The organism is Candidatus Uabimicrobium helgolandensis, assembly GCF_041508025.1.
In the GTDB taxonomy this organism is placed as follows: Bacteria; Planctomycetota; Uabimicrobiia; order Uabimicrobiales; family Uabimicrobiaceae; genus Uabimicrobium; species Uabimicrobium helgolandensis.
In genome coordinates this window covers 2560681-2584932 of the sequence record NZ_CP165719.1, presented here as the reverse complement: position 1 = coordinate 2584932, position 24252 = coordinate 2560681, and the positions used below count along the sequence as shown (strand labels likewise).

14 protein-coding genes are annotated in these 24252 nt (G+C 35.8%); 13 read left to right on the top strand and 1 reads right to left on the bottom strand.

Annotated elements, in window-relative coordinates:
* Nucleotides 1-77: 77 nt before the first annotated feature.
* From UABHE_RS09365 to UABHE_RS09315, 11 genes are all read left to right on the top strand, one after another.
* Nucleotides 78-4592, top strand: coding sequence for a protein kinase (locus UABHE_RS09365; protein ID WP_372369993.1), 4515 nt, complete (start codon nt 78-80; stop codon nt 4590-4592).
* A gap of 79 nt (nt 4593-4671) precedes the next feature.
* Nucleotides 4672-5103 carry a hypothetical protein gene (locus tag UABHE_RS09360; RefSeq protein WP_372369992.1) on the top strand — a complete coding sequence of 144 codons (432 nt, stop codon included), beginning with the start codon at nt 4672-4674 and terminating at the stop codon, nt 5101-5103.
* Nucleotides 5103-6140, top strand: coding sequence for a HEAT repeat domain-containing protein (locus UABHE_RS09355; protein ID WP_372369991.1), 1038 nt, complete (start codon nt 5103-5105; stop codon nt 6138-6140). Before UABHE_RS09360 ends, UABHE_RS09355 begins: the two co-directional genes overlap by 1 nt.
* 5 nt (nt 6141-6145) lie before the next feature.
* Nucleotides 6146-7069, top strand: a complete 924-nt coding sequence (locus UABHE_RS09350) for a RimK family alpha-L-glutamate ligase (protein WP_372369990.1) — start codon at nt 6146-6148, stop codon at nt 7067-7069.
* On the top strand, nt 7059-7343 hold the full coding sequence (locus tag UABHE_RS09345; protein ID WP_372369989.1) for a hypothetical protein: 285 nt from the start codon (nt 7059-7061) through the stop codon (nt 7341-7343). Before UABHE_RS09350 ends, UABHE_RS09345 begins: the two co-directional genes overlap by 11 nt.
* A 210-nt stretch (nt 7344-7553) precedes the next feature.
* On the top strand, nt 7554-7772 hold the full coding sequence (rpsU, locus tag UABHE_RS09340) for a 30S ribosomal protein S21 (protein WP_372369988.1): 219 nt from the start codon (nt 7554-7556) through the stop codon (nt 7770-7772).
* A gap of 173 nt (nt 7773-7945) precedes the next feature.
* Nucleotides 7946-9040, top strand: a complete 1095-nt coding sequence (locus UABHE_RS09335) for a serine/threonine protein kinase (protein ID WP_372369987.1) — start codon at nt 7946-7948, stop codon at nt 9038-9040.
* Nucleotides 9041-9220: 180 nt separating this feature from the next.
* Nucleotides 9221-10483, top strand: coding sequence for a phosphopyruvate hydratase (gene eno, locus UABHE_RS09330; protein ID WP_372369986.1), 1263 nt, complete (start codon nt 9221-9223; stop codon nt 10481-10483).
* Nucleotides 10484-10762: 279 nt separating this feature from the next.
* Nucleotides 10763-11488, top strand: coding sequence for a HEAT repeat domain-containing protein (locus tag UABHE_RS09325; RefSeq protein ID WP_372369985.1), 726 nt, complete (start codon nt 10763-10765; stop codon nt 11486-11488).
* A gap of 359 nt (nt 11489-11847) precedes the next feature.
* On the top strand, nt 11848-12420 hold the full coding sequence (locus tag UABHE_RS09320) for a hypothetical protein (RefSeq protein WP_372369984.1): 573 nt from the start codon (nt 11848-11850) through the stop codon (nt 12418-12420).
* A 49-nt stretch (nt 12421-12469) separates the two neighbouring features.
* Nucleotides 12470-14293, top strand: a complete 1824-nt coding sequence (locus tag UABHE_RS09315) for an esterase/lipase family protein (RefSeq protein ID WP_372369983.1) — start codon at nt 12470-12472, stop codon at nt 14291-14293.
* A gap of 218 nt (nt 14294-14511) precedes the next feature.
* On the opposite strand, the gene UABHE_RS09310 is transcribed toward UABHE_RS09315, so the two are convergent.
* Nucleotides 14512-14676 (bottom strand): hypothetical protein, encoded by a 165-nt coding sequence (locus tag UABHE_RS09310; RefSeq protein ID WP_372369982.1) that lies wholly within the window; start codon nt 14674-14676, stop codon nt 14512-14514.
* 628 nt (nt 14677-15304) lie between these two features.
* Here UABHE_RS09310 and UABHE_RS09305 point away from each other — a divergent pair.
* Both UABHE_RS09305 and UABHE_RS09300 read left to right on the top strand, forming a co-directional pair.
* A complete protein-coding gene (locus tag UABHE_RS09305) occupies nt 15305-23095 on the top strand; it encodes an RHS repeat-associated core domain-containing protein (RefSeq protein WP_372369981.1) in 7791 nt (2596 codons plus the stop codon).
* On the top strand, nt 23095-23772 hold the full coding sequence (locus UABHE_RS09300) for a hypothetical protein (protein WP_372369980.1): 678 nt from the start codon (nt 23095-23097) through the stop codon (nt 23770-23772). The genes UABHE_RS09305 and UABHE_RS09300 overlap by 1 nt, the downstream gene beginning before the upstream one ends.
* Nucleotides 23773-24252 lie beyond the last annotated feature (480 nt).

Genomic DNA, 24252 nt, shown 5'->3' with positions numbered 1-24252 from the left:
GGGTGTAGCGGAAAATTTGATATATTTTTTTCCGCCATTCCTAAGACGTATTTGCAAAAACAAGCAAGGAGAGATAGATGAGTGATTCATTTTTTGATGACTTTTTAGATAACACTAAAGAGGAACGTTATGAAAGCGAATTGCAACCAGGTACGAATATTGACCGCTATACAATACTATCTCCTCTTGGTGTTGGTGGTATGGGAGTCGTTTTTAAAGCAAAAGAAATTTATTCCGATAAACTAGTTGCTATTAAATTTGTTTTGGAAAATCGTTTAACTAGTTTGTCCAAAAGGCGATTTTTGCAAGAAGTTGAGGTTTCTGGTCAACTTGATCACCAAAATATTGTTAAAGTGATTAAAGCTGGCTCCTTTAACAAACATATTTACCTTGTTATGGAATACGTTTCGGGGTTGACTCTCGATTGTTATTGCCAAGAAAAAAGTTTGAATTGTGCAGAAAAAATAGAGCTTTTTATACGAATTTGTCGGGCAATGGGATATGCTCACAGTCAAAAAGTTATTCATCGCGATTTAAAGCCCGAAAATATAATGGTAACAAACGATGGGCAAGTAAAAATAATGGATTTTGGCTTAGCAAAACTCACTGATAATGAAAGTTTCCAGTTAACTAAAAGCAACGAAGTAATGGGCTCTCCTAGGTATATGTCGCCAGAACAGGCCAAAGGAGATCCTCATATAGATGCACGTACAGATGTTTATGCTCTAGGAGCTATACTTTACGAACTCCTTGCTAAAGAAAAAATGATGCAAGGGGACAGTTTTATGGAAATACTCTATAACATTCAGCGTGGAAATCAACCGAAGTGTTTAGTTATAGATGAAGAAAATACTTCTCGAGCTCTTGAAACTATATGGAAAAGAAGTATTAGTAAAAAAAATAATCGTTATTCCGATGCTTCAGTATTTGCTAGTAGCCTTCAGCAGTATGTCGATACACAAAAATACGGTTTATTACAACGTTTAACATTGCGTTTAAAACCATATACTAAATCTATCCTTAGTTATGCAACTGTAGCTCTTGTTTTTGTTTTGTTTTACGGTCTATATTTACTTTTTCCAGAGCAAAATGCCGAAATCCGCTTGAAAATTAATATAGATGTTGTTGAAGATTTAATAAAAAAAAGATTGTTTGATTCTGCTGGAGAATTAGTTCGTGAGATAAAAATATCTTCCTTTAAGAACGCGCAAAGGTTAGAGGTTGCAAAACTACGTATCAAGAATGGCAAAGGGCTTTATTCTGAAGTTATTGATTCTGAAGTTATTGCTAACATCGGGAGTGTTGCTGACGATAAAGTCAATATATATATTGCTTTAGAGCTGCTACGAGCATGTTTGAAAATGAAAAATCTAGACTTGTGTACTAGGTATGTTTCTATATTACAGAAAGATAGAAAACGTAGAGAAAAAGAGGATGGAAGAAAAAAGAAAAAAGACAAAGAACATAAAGAGTATGAAAAACATATAGATAAAATTTTGGCTAGCGAGGCGCTGTATTACTTTTACAAAAAGAATTTTGTGGAAGCCTTGTCTTTGTGTATGAAAATGAAGGTATTGAATTCTGAACTAGGTGTTATTGTTGGTTGTAGTTATCTTGGAATATACGAAGAAATTATAATCTTAGAAAACAAGGTAAAAAATACAAAGTTGCAAATAAAACGACAGAACAAAAACTTGAAGCAGAAATTAAACAATGAGCTAAAAGAGTATAGACGGCAACTAAAAAATCTTTTTCAAATAGGGATAACGAATGTTAAAGTAGCCAAAAAATTATCTGAAGAAATTGGTAGTAAAAAAGTCGTGCTTAATAATGCGTATAAATTTCTTGAAAACGCTGCTAATAGCAGTAATGTATCACTTTATGAGGGGTTAGCAAAAGTAAGCATTTTCCAACACAAAGAGACAGGGCAAAATCTTTGTTTGCGGAAAGCGGAAGGATATTTAATACAGGCGGAGAAGCTTCGTCCTCAGAATTACGAATATCTGATACTTCGAGGTCAAGTATATAGCAAAATGAAGTTTTATGATAAAGCCTTCTTTTCTTTCAAGAAGGCTTTGATTCATAGTAAGAACGATATTGCAGTAATAGACGCTATCTTAGAATTGCCGTTAGAGGATGCTCGTTATCAAGAACGTATTTTCTGGCTTCTTTTGAAGAGTCTAGGCAGCAACTTTAAAATGGAAAAACCGGATTTGTTACGCGCTGATATTGAAAAAATCAAACTGGAAAGCAGTGTGTATTACAACTCTTGGTATCTAAATCGCAATACTAAACAAGATATAAAAAAACAATGCCAAGCTTTTTTTGGTAAGAGCGAATATGCAAGAAAACTTGCCTTTAAGATGTTAGTTTTAGGTAGTTACCGTTACCCACTACACGAAATACAACAGTACACTGGTTCTGTAAAAAGATGTTTACAAGAAATTGCCCCAAATAAAAACGATAACTATGAATATGAAATACGAAAAATTTACCGTGCTCATAAAAAATCATTGTACTATCGTTTGGCAAACTCTTATTTATATGGATACTCTCTACCAACAACAGAAAAAGATCAAGGCAATTTATTACGCGACAGTGAACAGCTATTTTTAGATAAAGAAGAAAGTATTCTTATTCGCTACTTAGCAGCAAAAATTCTCATACGGCAACAAGACTCTCTTTTGTTTAAACATTATAACAACATGTATGATTCTGATCTTGCGCTCGTTGCGTCTTCTGTTCTTGTAGAAGAAGGCTATCTTATAAACCTTCACCATTTTATTAATAATCCTATTTCCCTTGATACACCAAATAAAACTTTGTTGTACACACGCCTATTTCGCATTGATAATAAATACCATGAACAATTTTTACGTAATTATCGAAGAACAAACACAGGGAGTTTACTTTGGTATAACATGCATGACAAGTTAATGGCTAGGGAAAAACCGCAGTTATCGAAAGAGCTTTTAGCTGTTGCTGGTATAGTGTGGTGGGAAGCAGATAAAACTAAGCTTCGCAACCGTGCCCAAAGAATATTACAGGACGCTATGGATAGCAAAGATGAATTACTCGCTGCTTATGCGCATCATTTTTATTGGATTTCTCCTTACGTATATCGAGAATATAGGCTTCATCAAAATAGATATTACAAAGCACTGAAAACTTCTTTGCCGTATAGTCAACTACATATTCTCAATGCAAATCGTTTTTTTGATGGAATTACAGATGTTGAATTTTTTAATATCTTGGAACATCTTGCTGTAACAAGTACTAGTCCTGTTAGATTAAAAGCAACTTATATACTGTCTAATAAGCAGCCATATGCAAAGCATTTTGTGCGCATTTTAAATCATACTTCTTTGGCAAATGCGCAAAGAGTTTTGGCTTACATCTCCGGTGTTGTTGGTAAATTGCGTAGAATGGTTAAGGGAAATTTTAACAATGTGTCTCAAGAAATAGACAATATAATAAAACTGTACGACCAACTTATGTATAACGAAGATAACGATGCTTTTAAGAGTTTTGTTTATAAAATTACGGCTTTTTTAGGCTTTCGCACATTAAAAAAATTAGATAAGTTTACTTATAGTTCTCCACTTACAGCAAATATCATTATGAGTTTGTGCTCTGATCCACTACTACCAAAAAAACTTGTTCCATTTGCAAGTAGTATTTTTAAAGTGTCTAATGACTCGAATAGAGAGTTATTAAAAGTTCTTTCCGCATATGAGTCATCTGATTCAGCAAATATTTTGCGGAGTGTGGCTGCAAGTTATTCTTTTCTTGGCAAAAAGAATTTAACGAAGAAAAATTCGATATGGAAGTCAGGTTTTTCTTGGGGAATGTATCGTAAGTTGCGTAGTGAACTTATGTTGGAAGACGCTGACTTTTATGAAAAAATTACGGCGGCTTCTACATCATATTATGATTTGTATTTACAAAAATTGGCATACAATATATCTAGAAAGCCTAAAAGTTTTAGGAAAATGAATGATTATGTGCAGCGTTTAAAATCAGCTTTAAATTTTGCTCGAGAAGATGTTTTTAAAGCGACATTGAATTATGAAATTTCTTTTTTGTATAGCGCGATGTACAAATTTTTTAGAAAGAACAATGCCAAAAATAACCAAAAGTATTTGAAGCTTGCAGAAAAGCATATAAATAAAGGTATCACTCTTCTAAAGAAACACACTTCTCTTTTAAAAAATAGCATTCCTCTTGAAGACGAAATACGTTACCATTTGCAGCTTGCGGTAGTGAAAAGTAGAATATCTCTTTATGAAGCACACTCAATCATAGAAAAGTATTTACCGCAAATGAATAGCGTTGAGTTTCTGGATACAGCAATTGCAGCCCTTGGCAATCATAATGATGAAAAAACTAAGTTACTGTATCATAAAATATTGTATAAAAAACTTCGCATATTATTAACATCTCGTTTTATTCACGATGCTGACCAACGAAAATCTTATGATAAAATAGCTGAGATTCATTTGAAACTCAAAAAAGTGAGTAAATATCCTGAGTTTAATCAAAGTTGCTATGAAATTTTGCAGCGAGGTCTAAAGCCACAGAAAAAATATTGATTGTATGTATAAAACAAAGTAAAATATTGGCTTCGTAGTTGCCAACTTACAACAGATGTTTTGCATTAAGGACGACATTATGATTATGTACGGTACGGTAAAACCCAAGTTAATAAAAGACGCGGAAGTAAAAATAGAATCTCCTATTGAAAATCCGCAAATAGGGGAATCTAGTTCTTTTACCGCTAAAATTATAAGTGATACTCCGTATCATACCGATTTTATTTTATTTGAGCTTATCAACGAACGTACTGATAAGCGTGCGCCTCTTGATAAAGTGACTTCTCGTTCTCGCTACTTGTATAGACACAATATTGATAAAGCTTTGGATGGTGGGGAAGAGGAATATTCTTTTGATATAAGAATACCAGTACACAAGGAAGCTTCGCGCAACGATAAATTTATTCGCATTCGTTGGAAATTGAATTCCCAGATGTATCTAAAGAAAAGTAGCGATGATAAAGAATTGCTTTGTGTAGAAAGTACTCCTTTAGAGGTTGAAGTTGTATAATGTATAAGTTGTTTATATATTTTATTATTTTTTACACAAGTCTACTCGGCGAAAGAATCACAAAAATAGCAAAAGAATACTTAAGTAAAGATACTTTAGTTCTTTATGGAAAGTCTGTGTCTTCTACAGGGATTCGTTCGGGGGTTTTGGTTACTTTTGCTATTGATAGTGTTCACTGGGGTAAAGTAAGTTCGCAAAAAATCAATATTATATATCCGTATATTAAAGCTCCATCGGTACTGGATACTAGCGAAAAATTAGTATTTGTTGAGCCTATGGCTGCAGGTAGAAACTATAAATCTCTTCAAGAATTTTCTAGTTTAGATAAATTTTTTCCACAAAAACTGCAGTCCCTTGATAAATTACTCGCCATAGAAAAACTTCCAAAAAAATTAGCCATAGATCAACATTTTTCTCTTTGTATTGATCAATTAAAGTCAGATACATCTTGGCAAAGATGGAATGGTTTTTGGGAATGGCAACACATTGTAAATACTAGATCAAAACAAATAACTTTAGAAAAGCTACAAGGTATTATTTTAACTTACCCTCTAATTCCTGAATTATCTTTAAAGAAAAGATTGCGCGAAACAATTATTCGCGTTAAAAGAAAATTAGGAACTACAACTATAGAAGAAGAAAAATTAAAAGCACATCCTGCTTCAATGGACAAAGCACTTGAGGATCTTAAGAGTGAAGATTTACAAAAACAAATAGAGGCTATTCATACCATAGGACAATATCATACGCAAACTAGTGGTGATATTTTACGTAAAAATTTACAGCACTCGTCGCATCATATGCGTAATATTTGCCTGTTCTACTTAAAACTTCAAGGCACAGCAAATGATATTCCCTTTGTGCTTAGTATACTTAAAAATGACCCATCTCTAAGAGTGCGAAAAAATGCCATCAATGTGCTAGGGAAACTTGGAGCAATAGAGGCAATACCAGAGATCACAAAATATCTAACTATTGACTACACAAAGTACACAGCAGAAAAAAATCTCGACTTACTGCGTCCTCTTGTCAAGTGAAGACCATGAAAAAAATAGCCCTTGTAACTTGTGTATTATCAGAAAATCCCATTCCTGATTTTCATTTGTATTTTCAAAGAATAGCAAAAGAAAAACATCAAGTTCAGGTTGATATTTACAAAAATGGAGAACTTTGCTACGTTGTTGGCAATGAAGAAAAGATTTTGTATCGTGGGGTAGAAATTGGCGACTATGATCTCATTTTTAATCGCTTCGCAATACGTAGTATTCACAGCGCAGACTATTATGTCTTACGTGCTTTTGAAAATAGAAATATTCCTGTTATAAATCCGACATACTCTATTATTAAAGCAAAAGATAAACTTCTTACCTTACAAATTCTCATGAACCATAAATTGCCAATTACCCCTTCACTTATTGTTCGTAATCGTCAGCAATTAGCAGATAGTATCGAAAATATACAAGGTCCGCCTTACATTATAAAAAATTGTTTTGGCTCTGGGGGAAAAAATATACTACTGGCTTATGATAAGCCACAATTGTTTGCAATGTTTGACTACACTTGGGTAAGAGATCGCAATGCCATTTTGTTAGTACAACCTTTCGTGCGCTCGATAGAAAACCATGAGGACGTTCGAGTTATTACTCTTGGACACGAAACTCACTACGCGATGATAAGAACAGCAGCACATGGTGAGTATAGAACCAATATTGCGGTGGGAGGACAAGTCCGTGCAACAGTACTATCTGACGAAGAGAAAAATATGTGTGCTACTGCTGCAAAGGCAATGAATTTATCCATTTGCGGAATAGATTTTATGCGCACAAAAGAAGGACCTGTTATTCTCGAAGTTAACAGTTGTCCAGGGCTTGATGGAATATCTCAAGCCTATGATCCTGAAATCAGTATCTTTGAAAAAATAGTCGATTTTGTTTGCACATATAAAGGAGCCTCTGATGAAATATAACAAAGTTGAAATTAAAAATACTTTTCCTGAAAATGAATCAGGCTATAGTGTTTATGAAGTTAGTGTGGATGAAAATACTTTTTTTGCGGCTAAAAATAGTAAACACGGTACGTGGAAGGTTTGCGATGAACAAGATGTTAGTCTTAGAACAAAACAAGTTCCCGTTGTTATTGAAAAGAAAATGTGTAACATTCAACTCATTTCTTTGCTAGAGCGAATGGTTTTAGCGAAAACAACCGTGTGGGCAGGGCCGCTTGCTGTTATTTTGCGATAGTCACTAACTTATATTACGCGATAAAATTTAAATTGATGATACTTTTTAAAAAATGACACAGTCATATTGACTTCAACTTATTTTTGTGTTAGGATTAGCAGTTTGAAACTAAGAGAACATGCCGACATTGCACGTACTCAACAGAGTAGATATACATCTCAAAAGAAGAGATGTCACTTGTGTTATAGAAAGGTTAAGTGAAAAAAGTTTATGAGTATTAAGATAAATGTAGAGAAGGGCGATAATATAGACAAGGTATTACGTCGTTTTAAGAAAATGTGCGAAAAAGAAGGACTGATAAAAGAAATCAAAAAGAAACAATACTACGAGAAGCCTTGTCAAAAGAGAAGACGCGAATATTTAAAACGTAAACGCAGACATCTAAAAATGCTGAACCTAATGAGACAAACCAAGAAAAAGAAAAAATAGGCAATTTCCTAAATATAATTTTAGGTAATTAGTAAATAAACAAATTTACTATATTGCAATTTAGGGTGTGCCCCAGTAAATCACTCATTTTGGGACTACTATTTACACCCTTATAGTTTAGGTGTGTTTTACACCTAAACTATCCCACAAACTTCATACATATAAAGAATATTATGCCTACATCTGAAGACCTTGAATTTGGCAAAAAAGCTTTGGACTTGGGATTTATACAATCACAACAATTAGCAAAATCTATTAAAATTCAAAAAAAGTTATCCCAAAAAGGAAAAAATGCCAAATTGTATTGGGTTATGTTTAAAAAAGGCTACCTTGATAAATCACAAATAAAATATATTCGTAAAATGTGCGAAAGCCCGGTAGACATAGTCCAAGAAGATGTTACTATTATGTATAATGACACTGGAAAAGACGAAAATGATCGCATTGATTCTTATCTTCGTACCTTGAAGCGTTATGACATTCTAGAAAAAATAGGTGAGGGAGGTATGTCTCATGTCTTTCACGCGGTAGATAAAAACCTCGAACGAGAAATCGCCTTCAAAGTAATGAAAAAAGAAATGCAAGAAAATTCGAGTGTAATGCGATTTCGTAGAGAAGCACTACTTGTAGGAAAACTTCGCCACCCTAATATTGTGATGGTGTATGATATGGTACATAAAGATGATATTCTTTATTTTACAATGGAATATGTCAAAGGATCAACGCTTAAAAAATTGATCTCTGTTAAAAAATTCTCTATATCGCGAAGTGTACAAATTATTCGAAGAATAGCAAAAGCGGTTAATTTTGCACATAAACAAAAAATCATTCATCGCGATTTAAAACCTGAAAATATTATGATGGAAGATAATAAAAAGCCAAAAGTAATGGATTTTGGGCTTGCTAAAATCGCCGATACAAGAAGCAGTATTTCGCGAACAGGTATGATACTAGGCACACTAAATTATATGCCTCCAGAACAAGCAGAGGGTCGTGTCGCTGATATCAATGAACAGAGTGATATATATTCGCTAGGTGCTATTTTTTACGAAATGCTCACAAAACAAACAGTGTTTAATGAAAAACAAGCTAACAAGCTAATTATCAAAATAATACAAGAACCACCTACAAATCCACAGGAAATAAACCCACAAATACCAGCATGCCTCCAAAAAGTAATACTAAAGTGTTTACAGAAATCACAAAAATTGCGTTATAAAACAATGAAAGAATTTATACACGATTTAGAAAAATGTATAAAACAATAATGTTTTTTAGACTAATCTTGATTAAGACATCATTTTTTATTCCGAAAACTCCTTAGGACTCCTGTCTCTAAATAGATAGTACTTAATACCGTTCCCTAACTAGAACACATTTACATCTTGAATTTTATAGAGAAAATTTTAATAAGGGTCCATATAATTTTATTTTTAGGATAAACCATAATGAAGATAACTAATGTTTCTGCAATGGAAATTCTCGACTCGCGAGGTAATCCAACAATACGTACCTACGTTACTATTGATAATAAAATCACAGGTAGTGCTTCTGTTCCTTCTGGAGCATCTACTGGTATACACGAAGCTCTTGAGCTACGCGATGGTGATGATAAACGTTACTGTGGAAAAGGCGTGCAAAAAGCTATTGCGAATATTCGCCAGCGTATTGCTCCGCAACTTGAAGGAATGAATCCTTTTAACCAAAGTGAAGTTGATAAAACGATGCTTGAGCTTGATGGTAGTAAAAATAAAGAGCAGTTAGGTGCAAATTCTATTTTGGGCGTTTCAATGGCGACAGCTGTTGCTGCTGCTAAAGCTTGTGGTTTACCTTTATACAAATATCTTGGCGGCGTGGGAGCATTCCGTTTACCTGTACCAATGATGAATATTTTAAATGGGGGTGAACACGCGGACAACAGCGTTGATTTACAAGAATTTATGGTTATGCCTATAGGTGCTCCTTCATTTTCAGAAGCACTGCGTTACGGAACCGAAACTTTCCACACCCTGAAAAAAATTCTAAAAGGGAAAAAATATGCAACATCAGTCGGCGATGAAGGAGGGTTTGCCCCTAATTTGAAGAGCAATGATGAAGCGTGCGAACTTATTCTTGAAGCAATCGTACAAGCAGGTTATGAACCGGGTAAAGATATAGCTCTTGCTTTAGACAGCGCTGCAAGTTCTTTTTACAAAGAAGGTAGCTATGATATGCATTGGTCTGGTGCAGGCAAGAAAACAACAGATGAGATGATTGCACTGTATGAAGATTGGTGCAAAAAATATCATATTATATCTATAGAAGATGGTCTAGATGAAAATGACTGGGATGGTTTTAATAAACTAACAACTGTTTTAGGAAATAAAGTACAAATTGTTGGCGATGATTTATTTGTAACTAATAAAGAGTTTGTACAAAAAGGTATTGAGAAAAAAAGCGCTAATGCTGTACTGATAAAGTTAAATCAAATAGGTACGGTGACAGAAACAGTTGAAACGATTCAATTGTGCCGTAAGGCAGGATGGAATTTTGTTATATCCCACCGTTCAGGAGAAACAAGTGATACATTTATTGCTGACTTGACTGTCGCAATGGGTGGTGGACAAATAAAAACTGGATCGGCTTGTCGTAGTGAGCGTATTGCTAAATATAATCGATTGCTTGAAATAGAACACGAACTATCAACAGCTGCTTCTTTTCATTTTTGCTAGATGCTTGTTTATAAAAATCACAGAGGTAGATAAGATTCAAAACCGATCGTAATCGTCAGAAATTGCTTTTGACGGTGGAATCTTTGTGATAAAACTATTCAACAACCATAAAGACTGTAGGGATGTTCGAAAAAAAGAGGTGTTTGTTCTGAGGTATTACGGACACTCACAAAGGACGTCCCTGCATCTTTACAGAAGGACAATTCTATTCATTTAAGGTATAAAAATTTATAGAGTGAAGTCCTAAGATTCTAGATTCAGATAGTGAAAGATTAAATTATGGATAGAGAATATTTAGAAAAACTACAAACAGCTAAATACATTGATTCAGCGGTGATTCCTGATTTAGTAAAACTACTTGGAGATAGCGAATTAAGATATAATGCTGCTATCGCTCTTGGCCATGCACTTAATTATCAGCCAAATGGCATACAACTCGTACGTGAAGCGTTAGCATATAGTCGCATTGAAATTCAATACTATTTGATACTGGCTATTCGTTATATGGAAGACAATATACTAGCACTTGTACCAGACCTGATTTCATTTTTAGATAGTAAAAGCGATCGAATTAGAGAAATAGCTGCAAATACATTAGGTGAAACAAAAGATACTCGTTCGACATTCAAACTTTTAGAGCTTATGTGTAGCGACCCAAGTGAAAACGTACGCTATTATGCCATGCATGCTTTGGGAGATATAAAAGATACTGAAACTATTAAGCCTCTAATTTCTTTGATAAGTCAACAAAATGGTGAAACGTGTATGTATGCAATTCATGTTCTTGGAAAAATGCATACAGAAGCAAAAGAAGCTATACCTTTTATTTTTCCATATCTTCAAGATGAAAATGAAAAAATGGTGGCTATAGCAGCTACAGCTTTAGGAAATATGGGAGATCAAAGAGCTCTCATTATTTTAGAAAAAATAGCAAAAAGCACTTCACCATCTTTTATGCTAAGTGCAAAAAAAGCTCTACAAAATTTAAAAAGTAGGATTTTATAGATATCGGATATTTTTCTCGAACAAATTTTTGTTTTGATGTAGGGCGTGTCATCATTCAAAATATTGTGTGTTTTTTCGAGCCCGAGCCCGTTTGCGAGGCCGTTTCCGAAACTTTCACTAACAATTTATCAAAGAAGCAAAGTTTCTTTTTCCATCGCAAAAAACTAGTATTGAACCAATAAATCACTTTCTGTCGCTCTCAAAAAGTTTTCGGGCGCGGGCTCGCAAACGGGCTTGGGCTCAATACTACTGGCGTATCATTAAATGAATCCGTTATATTTTTATCTGTATTGAATGATGACACGCCCTATTATTTTAAGGAATATTCTAAGAACTTTATGACCAAAAAAAGGATAAATATGAAATACCTGTTTATTATTTTGTGCTTTCTTGCTCCTCTACATGCTGAAATAATTACTTCAAATTTTGCTTTTGGCGGTGGGATACCATTTGTAGGAAGTACATCAATTGATGGCGTAGATATCGAGCTAACTACTACTAATACGGAGTCATTTGGAGCCACAGCTTTTAGAGATGATACTAGTGCAAATATTGCGTTCGTGACTCTTCAATTTAGTTCAAATGTTCAATTTTTTAGTGTCAATGTTAGTCGAGTAGCCAGTAATGAGTTTATTACTAATTTTAACTTAGGTACTCCTAGTGCACTAGATGGAGATCTTATTGATATAGATAACCGTATAACTACTTCTCGCAATGATGATTTTGGAAGTGGCAATATTATTTTTTCAGATATCAATACCGATACAATTTCTTTTGAGATTGATGCTCCAGGGGCGCTTGCTGTCAATGAATTTTCTTTCGAAATAGCAGCAGTTCCAGAACCGAGTACTTATTTTATTCTTTTTTTTCTGAGTGTTATTTGTGTTCTAAAATTTAGAGGTAATAGCTTTTTATTGAAAAAAGAACTGTGACTTTTGTAGAGCATATGTAGGAATTAGAATTGTTTTTAGGAATATCATCATGAAAATACATGTTATTTTACTTGCGTTGCCGCTAATATTCTTTGGTTGCCTTTCTTCACCAATTCAATTTACTCCTACCACAATTGAGTCATCTTGGAGTGAGAGACAAAGCAATATTTTAAATTCAGACAACTTAAGTAGTCAGACGCGGCAAGTACTACGCATTCATTTTTTGAATGATTTGTTTATTACAGATCCATCGTTGGCTATTGAAAAACTGATTGTAAAGTGCAAGGAGGATAAAAGTCGCATTGGTTGTTTTGCTATAGCAGAACTTTATTATTACCATGCAACGCAACAAAGTAACTATAACAAACAAATTAAATATTACACTGAGAGTATGAAGTATAGTTACTTTTATATGTTTGATGATAAACTTGGTTCTCTTCCCGACACATTCGATATCAATTTAAAACTGATGTCGGATATATATAGCCAATCTTTAGCGAAGTGTTTATTTGTGAGTCAAAAGCAAAAAAAAGAGTCAGACGAGATGTTTTTGAGGACATTGAATTGGCCGATTGTTTATCACGATTTTGATATAGCTGATGAAAATATAACAGGCTTTTTATTTGCAGATCAGTATAAATTAACTGGAATGACCAACTCTTACGAAACTTACGGCTTAGGTGTTCCTCTTATTTTAAAAGGTTATCCTGATATATCGCAAACAGGTATTGATGAATTTTATTTAGAGGGGAAACAAAGCTATCCAGCAACAATATTCGCTAAGATCACTGGATCGTTTTTTGATCAACCAAATCAAATCGATATAAAACTTGATTTTTACAATACTTTAAAAGTGAATTACATCAGTGTTGATGATAAAAGAGTTTCCTTGGAAACTGATATAACGAAGCCATTTGCTCACTTACTTGGTATTCACAATTTTCATAAATTCGAGTTCTCTAGTTTATTTGACTCAGCGAAAGAAGAAGATAAATTACGTTTATTTATGACAGAACCTTATAATGAAAATAAAATCCCAGTGGTGTTTGTTCACGGGCTATTTTCTAGCCCTTTAACATGGATTCAAACAGTAAATGATTTACGCGGTGATCCTCGATTTAAAGATAAGTATCAATTTTGGTTTTTTATCTATCCTACCGGAAATCCTTTTATGTATTCAGCCACATTATTTCGCCAAAAATTGAAAAAATTAGCCTCCATTTTGGACCCAGAGAATACAAATAAATATTTTCAACAAATGGTCGTCGTTGGTCATAGCATGGGTGGTTTAGTTACGCGTATGAATATTAGCCATAGTGAAAATCATTTGTGGAACTTGTTGAGTGATGAAGATTTTGATAAAAAAAAGAAAGACCTTAACCCTAAAATGGTAGAGTTAGCGAAGACAGCCCTTTTTTTTAAACCACATTCCTTTATAAAGAGAGTGGTCTTTATTGCTGTTCCTCACCGTGGCAGCGAATATGGAAATCACTGGCTAGCGCGCTTTTTATCATCATTTATCAATTTACCTATACAGATATTAAATATGGCAAAATTAGTGGGGGAGTTTGTTGCATTACGTGGAGAAAATATTGACCTAAAAATCAATAGTGTTAGTAGTTTGTCTACAGGTAATCCTATTTTTGATGCGCTAGATAAAATGAAGATAGATATTCCTTATCATAGTATTATTGGCAATACAGTGACTGAAGGACCAAAAGAAGAGTGGACTGACAATGTCGTAACATATGCTAGCTCTCACCTAGATAATGCTGAATCTGAGGTTATTGTTCCTGAATGGCACGTATGCACTTCTCATCCTTTGGTGATTTCAGAATTAAAAAGAATACTTTTTCTCCACTTAAATAAATAGAAAGAATCTCGGTCGCCTCTATAAGTAATTGATGAGGTAAAAATGGCGTCACGCGTTTGCCAAATACGTATTTTAATTTGCACAAAAAATAAATGGTTCTGGTTTACAAAGAGTTCTCTAAGTAATTTTCCCTTTCTATCTCTGTTACTTTAACAATTCTTTCGTGATCAAGGATCATTTTTTGTGCTATTTCCGCCGTTTCAATTGCTATACTCAAATCAGTAATCATCGCTTCCACATCCACGACAATATATTTTTTTCATCCCTTGCCAACATTGACAAAAATTACAAGGAGAGTTGGCTTTCTTTTTGCCGCGAATCTCACAAAGTAATCTTGGTCCAACAAGTTTGTTATCTACTTCTTTTATTTGCTTTTCATTCATGAGTATTTTTCATTTGAGTAAAACAGAAATATAGTATGTGCGTTACTCGCTTTGGATCGTAAATATAAGTGCTATACAAAAAAATTTGACCTATATTTTTTACTAAAATTAGGGCGTGTCATCATTCAAAATATTGTGTGTTTTTTCGAGCCCGTTTCCGAAACTTTCACTAACAATTCTATCAAAGAAGCAAAGTTTCTTTTTCCATCGCAAAAAACTAGTATTGAACCAATAAATCACTTTCTGTCGCTCTCAAAAAGTTTTCGGGCGCGGGCTTGCAAACGGGCTCGGGCTCAATACTACTGGCGTATCATTAAATGAATCCGTTATATTTTTATCTGTATTGAATGATGACACGCCCTAGAATTTGAATGTATTAGAGTAAAAATTGTCTAATTATTTATTGCCGCTTTTTTACTCTGAAGAGTATCTATATATAGATACTCATTCTACAAAATGTTTTTATCACTCACCCAACAAGAGTGGTATAGAAAACGATAACAAAAATTTATGGAAATTACTTCTTGTAGCTCTTTTATTAAGTCTATGTAGTTTTAACAACTTTCATTTTTGTGTATAAAGCAAAAATTAACAATGTTGATCAGCAGTTAGTTAGAGAGGAACAATAGTGAATAAATATTTAGCATTATTTTGGGTAATGTTGCTGTTTACAGCACCAGCATTTGCACAAAAAGAGTGGAAAGGCGAAACGCAAGCCTTTGCAACACCAGATATTCAGAAAAAACAAGTGCTCTTTACTGGAGACACTACCGCAGTTGCGACAGTCGAGCAAAGCGGTAGTGCTGGCTTTGTTATTTTTGACGGAACAAATTTTGGTAATTTTAACCTTTTGTCACCAATAACAAATGCTAGTGTATTCTCAAATAAAAGCAGCTCAGGAGAAATAACCGCTGTCGTTCAAGGTTCAAATATTGCTTCGTTATTCCAATTTCAAAATGGCAGCTTTGTCCCTCAAGGCGACATTCCAGCAATGAGTGGTGACATAGAAGTAAAGAATTTCTTGGTAACTGACGCTGGCAATGGTGTTGCGATATATAAAAAGTTTGACAGCAATTCAGGTAAAGATCAATTGTTTGCAGCATTTGGTCCAATTGGCGATCCTGCGAATTGGCAAGAGTCGTCTCCGATTGGAGATGTGAATCTTGACCTCCTTTCTTCCTTTAATGTCAACTTTGAGGATAGTGGTGATGGATCAATATCAGCTGTGTTCAAGCAAAAGGACGCAAGTGGTAATGATCGTTTGCAAGCGCAAGTTTCTTTTGATGGTGGAGCAACGTGGGTTGGTTTTCCTATTGATACAGGAGTCGGATCAGTACTAACTTATCGCTTATCACAAGATGGGCAAGCGATTATTTTTGGTCAACAAGGAACAGATGGACTTTTTCATACATTCTTTAGCTCAAAACTTACTATTTTCACGACACCAATTATCGTAGATGCCAACAATGGATCAAGCACTGTAGGTGCGGAATTACAAAACATAGGAACAGAAAGATATCTTGCAATAAACTTTGATATTGCGACAGGAGATTTTAACGCAATTACTATCCAAAGCGGACAAAGAGTTTCGGAAGAAATATTAGTTCCTGGTGGAAATAATGAGTTTATCGAAAGTTTCACAATAAACGAACAAAATGAAGGTGTCGCGGTCTCAGTGGCGGTTAATAACGGTGTAGAAGTGATTAACGCCAGAAACTTTGAAAACGATGCATTCTTACCAGTAGAAACAATTGCAAATCCACAAGAAGCAACAACAGGTGGAATAGCAACAGATATCAATGATATTGGTAACATTATTGCGATGTTCGGCCAAACAACAACGAACCCAACATTCAATTGTTATAGAGAAAATCAAAATCAAGGCGGTGGACTTGACCGCGAAGTAAAAGAAAATGATGGTAGTGTTGTGACAACAGAACATCCATACCACAATCCAGCAGTGAATAACCCAAGTTGTGTAACAGTAGCAATGAACAAGACTGGAAACTCAGCAAACTGCGGATGCAGTACTTGTAAATGCTTTACGGCTGGAACATCAGCAACTGTAAATCTTACAGGTACAGATGCCAACGCTGGAGATCCAATTATTCTGAACTCACTTGATTACATTATGGGTACAAGTGTACTGGATATAGCAGGTAGAGGTTTAGACTTTGAATTTCAATTAACATATCGTTCACGCGTTCAATTTGAAGGACGTTTTGGAAACAACTGGTCTGATAATCACTCGCGAAGAATAGTGCCACAACAAGATGGCTCGGTTGTACTCTACAGTGGTCGGTTGCGCGGAGATCAGTATGAAGTTGTAAATAGTGAGTTTGTTTCACCTGATTTCCATTTTAAGAGAATGATAGAGGACGACGACAGTTTTGTATTGTTGCGCGAAAGAGACGGTATGATTTATCGTTTCTTCCCAATAGATGGGTCAGCGAAAGAGGGTTTACTCGAATCAATAACAACACCTTGTGGTAATAAAATTACTCACTCCTATAGTAACGAAGGAGTAATCGAATTTTCACTAGACAGTCTCTCGCGTAGAATCGATTATACAACAGATGACAGGGGCCACATAACTCAGATCAAGGACTTTATCCAAAGAGAAGTTAATTTTGTATACGATGACAACAATAATTTAATTAGTATTACAACTCCAGCCGTCACAGGAACAGGTTTTAATGATTTTCCGAATGGCAAAACATGTGAATTTACTTACTCTGAAGGTTTTAATGACGAGAAGTTAAACAACAACATGTTAACAGCAACTTTTCCAAACGAAGTAGCAAACAACGGTCCTGCAAGAGTTATCAACACTTTCAACGCAAACGATGAAATTCTAACACAACAGTGGGGCGGAACAAACGATAGTGGTGTGGCAGTCGGTGGAACAATTACCTACGCAAAACAAATAATAAACCCAAACCCACAAGACAATACTGAGATCAAAGAACAAACAACAGTAATTGATCGTAATGGCAATGAAACTGTGTTTTCATACAACAACGAAGGGTTACTTTTAAAGAAAGAAGAAAAAACGAGAGGAATTCGTCCTGGAGATCCTGCGTCTTTTATCACTCTTTACGAATACAATGATATACAGTTAAATACGAAAATAACAATGCCAGAAGGTAACTCAGTTCAATTTGTATACAACGACGGAGCCCAAGACCAATTCCAAAAAGGAAATCTATTAACAGTAATAAAAACACCCGACGCAGCAAGAGGTGGTGACCAACAATTTATTCGTATAGATTACGAATACGAACCGGTTTACAACAAAATCTTACGCGTAAGATCTCCAAGGGAATTAGATCCGCAGTACCAACCACAAAATGGTGGAGCAAACGCTGAAGGAAGATACACAACAGAATCAATTCCAGATTACTTTGAAGCAGACCTTGATACTACGGGCTGTGCATGTGGATTCACTCTACAAGACCTTATAGATAAATTCGGAGTAGATATTAGTTCGGTACAAGATCGAATCAATTCTGGCGATTTAAATGGCGATGGTCGCGTAGATAACATATGTGGGAACACTATAGTTGTGCGCCAACCAAATGTAAATCTTTTAAGTGGATCACTGCAATCTGGAGTAGAAGGCAGCACAATTCAAATAATCGAATCGCGTATGGCCTACAATAAATTTGGTCAATATGTATTCACGGAAACACCTGAAGGTGAAGTAACGACGTTTAGTTATTTTACTGAAGGAGATCCTGATGGCGATGGTGCGGATATCCTAACTGGAAACAACAACGCTGGTAAGCCTTTCGACACCCAAACCGGTGGATATCTAAAGGAAATGATAACCGACGATTCGCACAGCACGCGCTATCGCGGAAACTCAGCTCCGACGCAGATAAAAACACAGTTCGGCTACGACCGTGTAGGAAATCGCACCGAGATAATAGACGGTCGCGGAATCAAGCACACCATGGTTTTCAACGAGTTAAATCAACTAGTAGAAGCCACCAGAGCTGCCGATGTCACAGCGTCACCAGAGCAAAATTTGACAAATTTCGCTTACAAGTCAAGAGTTTTCTACGACGCAAACAATAACGTAGTAGAAACACAAGTAGAAATTCGCGACGACAACAACCCCGATTTGCCAAATTTTCTTCCATCAATAATAAAATATGATATCTTAAATAATCCAATCGAGATACAGCAAACTGTAAGTAACTCAGAAGTAATTACAACTCAAATATTCCGCGACGCCAACGAAAATGTAATACTCACCAAATCTCCTGAATCAGTAAATGGTAATCAGGAAAACAACACAGTTTCCTATGTTTTAGATGAAAGAGATCTTGTATTTACAAAAACTTCTGGTGCTGGATCAACTGACGAGCGTACTTTTATTTTCAATGTAGATAACAACGGAAACATAATAACAACGATCGATGCTGAAGATAATAACGGTGACGGTTCAGGAGAAGTGACTACGATAATTCTAGATGGTTTCGACCGTGTAAAACGCACCATTGATGCTGTTGGAAATGAGTCGATAGTAACTTATGATCCAGACAGTAACGCAATTTTAGCCGAAACATTTGGCCCGATAGGTGGAGCAAGTCGTGCTACGAACAGCACCGCTGGTAATGTTCTACTAGCCAAAAGTGAAATGCTGTACGACGAAATCGGTCGCGTGTTCCAAACCGACACTCATTTGTTTGTAGCAAACGGAGTAAACACCGTAAGACCAATAGTCCTAGACGATAACGATGCTAATCCAAACGACGGCAAAGTAACCACCTTCGTAGACTACGATCGCAACTCAAGAGTAACGTTCACCACAAGTCCAAGTCCGCAAGGTGCCAAAGAAACAAGTTCGTTTGAATACGATGGAGCTCAAAGACGAATCCGAGTGGTTGACGCTGAAAACAACGAACAAAATATAGTATACGACAATAACAGTAACCCAATTCGTATAACGAGAACCGATGTAAACTCCGCCGGTAGAATAGCCAGCGAAACCTTCGAAACAATCAACGTTTTCGATGCGCTAAACCGCGTAGAAAGAACCACCAACAACATCGGACAAACCAGCTACTTTACTTACTCCAGCCGAGATCTCTTAATTCGCACCGCCGATGCCCAAGGAGCAGAAATAGCTGATCCACTAGGATTATTTGCGGGTAACATCAACAGCGAAGGCAATATCTCTGAAACGAAATACGATGGTCTTTCAAGGTCTTTCGAGAGTACCCGTGAACTACGTGTAGATGGCGAAGGGGGCAACCCATTAGATTTATCAAACCCATCAAACACCGATGGCAAGATAACCGAATTCACCACCTACGATCAAAATTCAAGGGTAATAAACGTCTCTGACGACAACGGAAATACCACAACGTACGAATTCGATAACCTGAATCGTCTAACAAAAACCGTTTACGCCGATACCCGCGAAACCACTGTAGAGTATGACAAAGACAGCAACGTAATTCGCACCACCGATAACAACGGCAGTGTTTGCGACTATGTATTTGACGGTATTCACCGCACCACAACAAAAAACATAACCCGTGCCACAAACATCGAAGGTACAACTCAACAAACCTACGAATACGATGGACTGTCACGTTTAACTTTGGCGGTTGACAACAACAATCCAAACGACGCGCAAGATAACACTACAATAACAAGAAATTACGATTCGTTAAGTCGCTTAGTAGAAGAACAACAAAACGGCAAGGTGATTTCGATGAACTGGCGTGAAAGCGCAGATTTGACAGATTGTACTTATCCAAACGAACGCGTAGTTGAATACACCTACGATAAAATAAATCGCGTAGGCGAAATCAAAGATGCTGCATCAACAACCGCGATCGCAAGCTACGACTACATCGGAGCGCGCGTCATCGAAAGACTCTATAAAAACGGTACTAAATTCACTACTCTAAATGACGAAGGCGATAGTAACGTTGGATATGACAATTTACCGCGCCTAACACAAATGCGTCACCTCCGCCCAAACGGAAAACGCATCCAAGAGTACGAATATCAGTATAATAGAGTTAATTTCAAAACCCAAAAGAAGAACCTACGCCGCAATAGATTTAGTGAAACATATGAACTAGATTCGCTGTATCGCGTAGTAGATTTCAAACGTGCTCGAATAAAAGAAGATGAAACCCTGGGGAACACCTCGCAAAGTCAAAGTTGGCAATTAGACGGTGTAGGCAACTGGGCGAAAACAACCATTGACGGCGAAGAAAAAACGCAAACCGTAAATGAAGTCAACGAATACGACGCATTTGGCGGTGTAGCCTTTGTTCACGATGACAACGGAAACATGACCGACGACGGCGAAAGACTTTTCACTTATGACGCGCTAAACCGCATCACCCAAATCAACAACAAAGCGAACAATGAAGTTATCGCAACTTATAAATATGACTTCGCCAACCGTCGTACAACAAAGGAGTTTACACGTCAAGAGCTAACAACCTGTGACATTTCACAAGGCGAAGCCGTAGCCGACGCAAATACCTTAGCACTTTATCGCTATAATAATGAAAATGGCCCGATAATAGACAGCTCAGGCAACGGCAATGATATTACGAATCCAAAAAACACCACGAGAGAAGACGGACTATTTAACACTCGCTCTCTGAGTTTCAACGGAGAGCGTTTACGGATGCCATTATCAGCTTCTCTTGATAACATTCAAGATCAGTTGACCGTGGAAACGTTTGTATTCGTCGATGCAAATGACGTCGAAAACTTAGGCAGTCCCTTGGTAAGACGCAAAGGCAGTTTTAACCTTAAAATAAACGGCAGTAGGCTAAAGCCTGTGTTTGTTATCCATACCTTGGACGGCGCAAACCAGCCTGTTACTACGAGGGTAAGAGGAAATGTTGCCATACCGCTATCTACATGGATTCATATTGCTGGAGTTTATGACGGACAAAGTGTAAAAATCTTTGTAAACGGCAATCTCTTAGCCGAAAAACCTCTCACTGGAAACGTCGTAATCGATCCAACAGTAAGAACCTTTCTCGGAAGAGGTAACTTCGTAGGCAACTTAGAAGAAACAAGAATTTCAAATATTGCCCGCGTCGGATGCGCTCCAGGTGGTATAATTAACAAAGATGTGCGTCGCTCATTTTTCTATAGTGGTTGGCGTGTGGTTGAAGAACGCGAACAACAGCGTGAAGCTGGGCAAGCGTTTGGAGACGAAGTTGTAACACGGCAGTTTGTTGATGGCCTTGGGATCGACGAACATTTGCAGATGGCGATATACGATGAGACTGGTAGTACTATTTCCGAAGAAAGATATTTTCATTCAAATCATCGTGGGGATACTACTGCGATTACCGATATTGGTGGTAATGTTGTATTTCGTTTTGAGTTGACGACCTATGGCGAGATCTTTGTGGTGAATTCCGATAACGATTTGGAGGTGTTTACCGATTTTGAAGAGATTGTTTATGGTTTTCAAGGGCGGCGACTTGACGAAGAAACTTCGTTGATGTATTTTCGCAATAGGTATTATAATCAGAAACTTGGGCGGTTTATTCAACGTGATCCTTTGGGTTATATTGATTCTTATGGACTTTATGAAGCTTTTGGCGGAAATCCATATTCATATCTTGATCCTACTGGTGAAAATAAATTATTAACTAAGTTAATTCAAAAATATTTAAAAGAAGAAGCTTTAGACAAAGCACGACAGGTCATTGTAGAAAAGGTAAGAGGAATAGTTCCAAGAGAATTGGCAGATTTAATGCTAGGAGACCTACAAGAAAAAGAAGATGAGGTTTTAAAAACAACACGTCGTAATTTTTTTATGCAAGTCATGGAAAGTTTAGCATCTTCTACTCCTCTTGGAGCTATGCGTAATGCACTAAAGGCTGGGCAAAAAATCAAGAAAGTAAAGAAATTATATAAGAAATTTAACGAAATACTTGAGGCTTTCGAAGAAATAAAAGAGTATGCAGAGCAAATAAAGTCTGTCATTCAAAATCCCGATGTTGCAAAAGCTATTATAGAAGGAATGTTCTATTCAAAGTACTTAGCATATAGAGGAAAAAATCAAAACTTAGCAGAATGTGGAGCAGCTTGGCAGTTTTCTACTCTTTTTGAAACAAGTAAAGCAAAAAATCCAAAAAGAACAGGTAAAGCTGGTGAGATATTTATAGCTAAGAATAAGATATTTAAAGCACTATCTAAATCTGGGTATAGTGTACTATCTCCTCAAAATTCTCTAGGAGCACACTGCGCTGTATATATAATTAAAGGAAAAGGTCTTAATTACGCTGGGACTAATATACCTTTAATTATAGATTTTACCGCTGTTCGTTATGGTGGACAGTATATCTACACTTCTTTAGAAAAGTACAACTTGTTTTTGATAGAAAAGGCAGAGAAAATAAAGAATTTGAGGAAATAATGTTAAAATTATTTAAAAAGAAATTCAAAAAAAATATATACAACAAAAATATGAAAAATATCGAAAGCTCTACTTTGTACCAAGATTGCTTCTTTTCTTTAGAAGAAGATTTTGTATACGAAATAGAAAATTCTTGTTTTGATAACTGTAACTTTGAGAATATAAGTTTTTCAAACCTTAAAGGATGTAAATTCAATAATTGTAAATTCGTAAATGTTTTTGCTTTGTATGTATTAGCAGAAAGCTATTCAAAAAAAATTAATTCTTACGTTTACGATTTGAAAGATCTAACTGAATTGTATGTTATACACAAACCTAAATGTAAACGACCTTTTACAAGGAAAAACCTTGAATTAGATCTTATGCACCAAGCAAACTTTTTTCGATTTAAAGAAAATTATAGATTAAAAAACATTCCCGAAAATATAGAAAGTCTTAGAAAATTGAAGGTTTTAGACTTGTCATATAGTGGACTTACAACGCTTCCTCGTGGTATTACAAAAATAAAAACGCTTGAAGTTTTAAATTTGTCTTTTAATAAGTTAGAAAGCCTTCCATCTTGTATTAAGAAATTAAAAAACTTGTCTTTACTCAAACTTGCTAGAAATCCCATAGGCTATAACGATATACTAACTATTCAGTCATATTTACCTCATTGTCGCATGTTTTTTAATTAGATTTGCTCTGCAGGTTAAGTACTTACGATCCAGACTTTCGAGATTAACTGTTGAACTTGACTATATCGTATATTTTAATAAATAAAACTATACGATATAGTCTTACTAAAAATATCGGTGTCAGGCTCAACAAACAAAAAGCACTAAGTTGTTTCTTATGCAAAATAGGGTAGGGTCGAAGGCTGGCGCATTATCTTTAGGTAAAAGGTTTTTCCGTGATTGCTCTTTCGATTGCAAAAAGGGTTCACATATTTTACCATTAATATGTTTCCAGCAGCCGCCCGGTCAAACGCAGCGGATGGATCTCCCATACTACGCTTTCCTAATAGATTTCGTATCAAGGTATGAAACGTTGAAAGAATCATATGTACAAGCGAAAAGCAATAACGGAAGTCCCATGCCAGACTCACCCCAAAACTAAAAGCGCACAATGAAAGTGTCAGACTTTTTTCGTGGCATATAATCTTCATGCCAGACTCA

Bases quoted from the DNA above. Each gene is read 5' to 3' on its own strand.
- UABHE_RS09365 (WP_372369993.1), top strand. From the start codon at position 78: ATGAGTGATTCATTTTTTGATGACTTTTTAGATAACACTAAAGAGGAA.
- UABHE_RS09360 (WP_372369992.1), top strand. From the start codon at position 4,672: ATGATTATGTACGGTACGGTAAAACCCAAGTTAATAAAAGACGCGGAA.
- UABHE_RS09355 (WP_372369991.1), top strand. From the start codon at position 5,103: ATGTATAAGTTGTTTATATATTTTATTATTTTTTACACAAGTCTACTC.
- UABHE_RS09350 (WP_372369990.1), top strand. From the start codon at position 6,146: ATGAAAAAAATAGCCCTTGTAACTTGTGTATTATCAGAAAATCCCATT.
- UABHE_RS09345 (WP_372369989.1), top strand. From the start codon at position 7,059: ATGAAATATAACAAAGTTGAAATTAAAAATACTTTTCCTGAAAATGAA.
- rpsU (WP_372369988.1), top strand. From the start codon at position 7,554: ATGAGTATTAAGATAAATGTAGAGAAGGGCGATAATATAGACAAGGTA.
- UABHE_RS09335 (WP_372369987.1), top strand. From the start codon at position 7,946: ATGCCTACATCTGAAGACCTTGAATTTGGCAAAAAAGCTTTGGACTTG.
- eno (WP_372369986.1), top strand. From the start codon at position 9,221: ATGAAGATAACTAATGTTTCTGCAATGGAAATTCTCGACTCGCGAGGT.
- UABHE_RS09325 (WP_372369985.1), top strand. From the start codon at position 10,763: ATGGATAGAGAATATTTAGAAAAACTACAAACAGCTAAATACATTGAT.
- UABHE_RS09320 (WP_372369984.1), top strand. From the start codon at position 11,848: ATGAAATACCTGTTTATTATTTTGTGCTTTCTTGCTCCTCTACATGCT.
- UABHE_RS09315 (WP_372369983.1), top strand. From the start codon at position 12,470: ATGAAAATACATGTTATTTTACTTGCGTTGCCGCTAATATTCTTTGGT.
- UABHE_RS09310 (WP_372369982.1), bottom strand. From the start codon at position 14,676: ATGAATGAAAAGCAAATAAAAGAAGTAGATAACAAACTTGTTGGACCA.
- UABHE_RS09300 (WP_372369980.1), top strand. From the start codon at position 23,095: ATGTTAAAATTATTTAAAAAGAAATTCAAAAAAAATATATACAACAAA.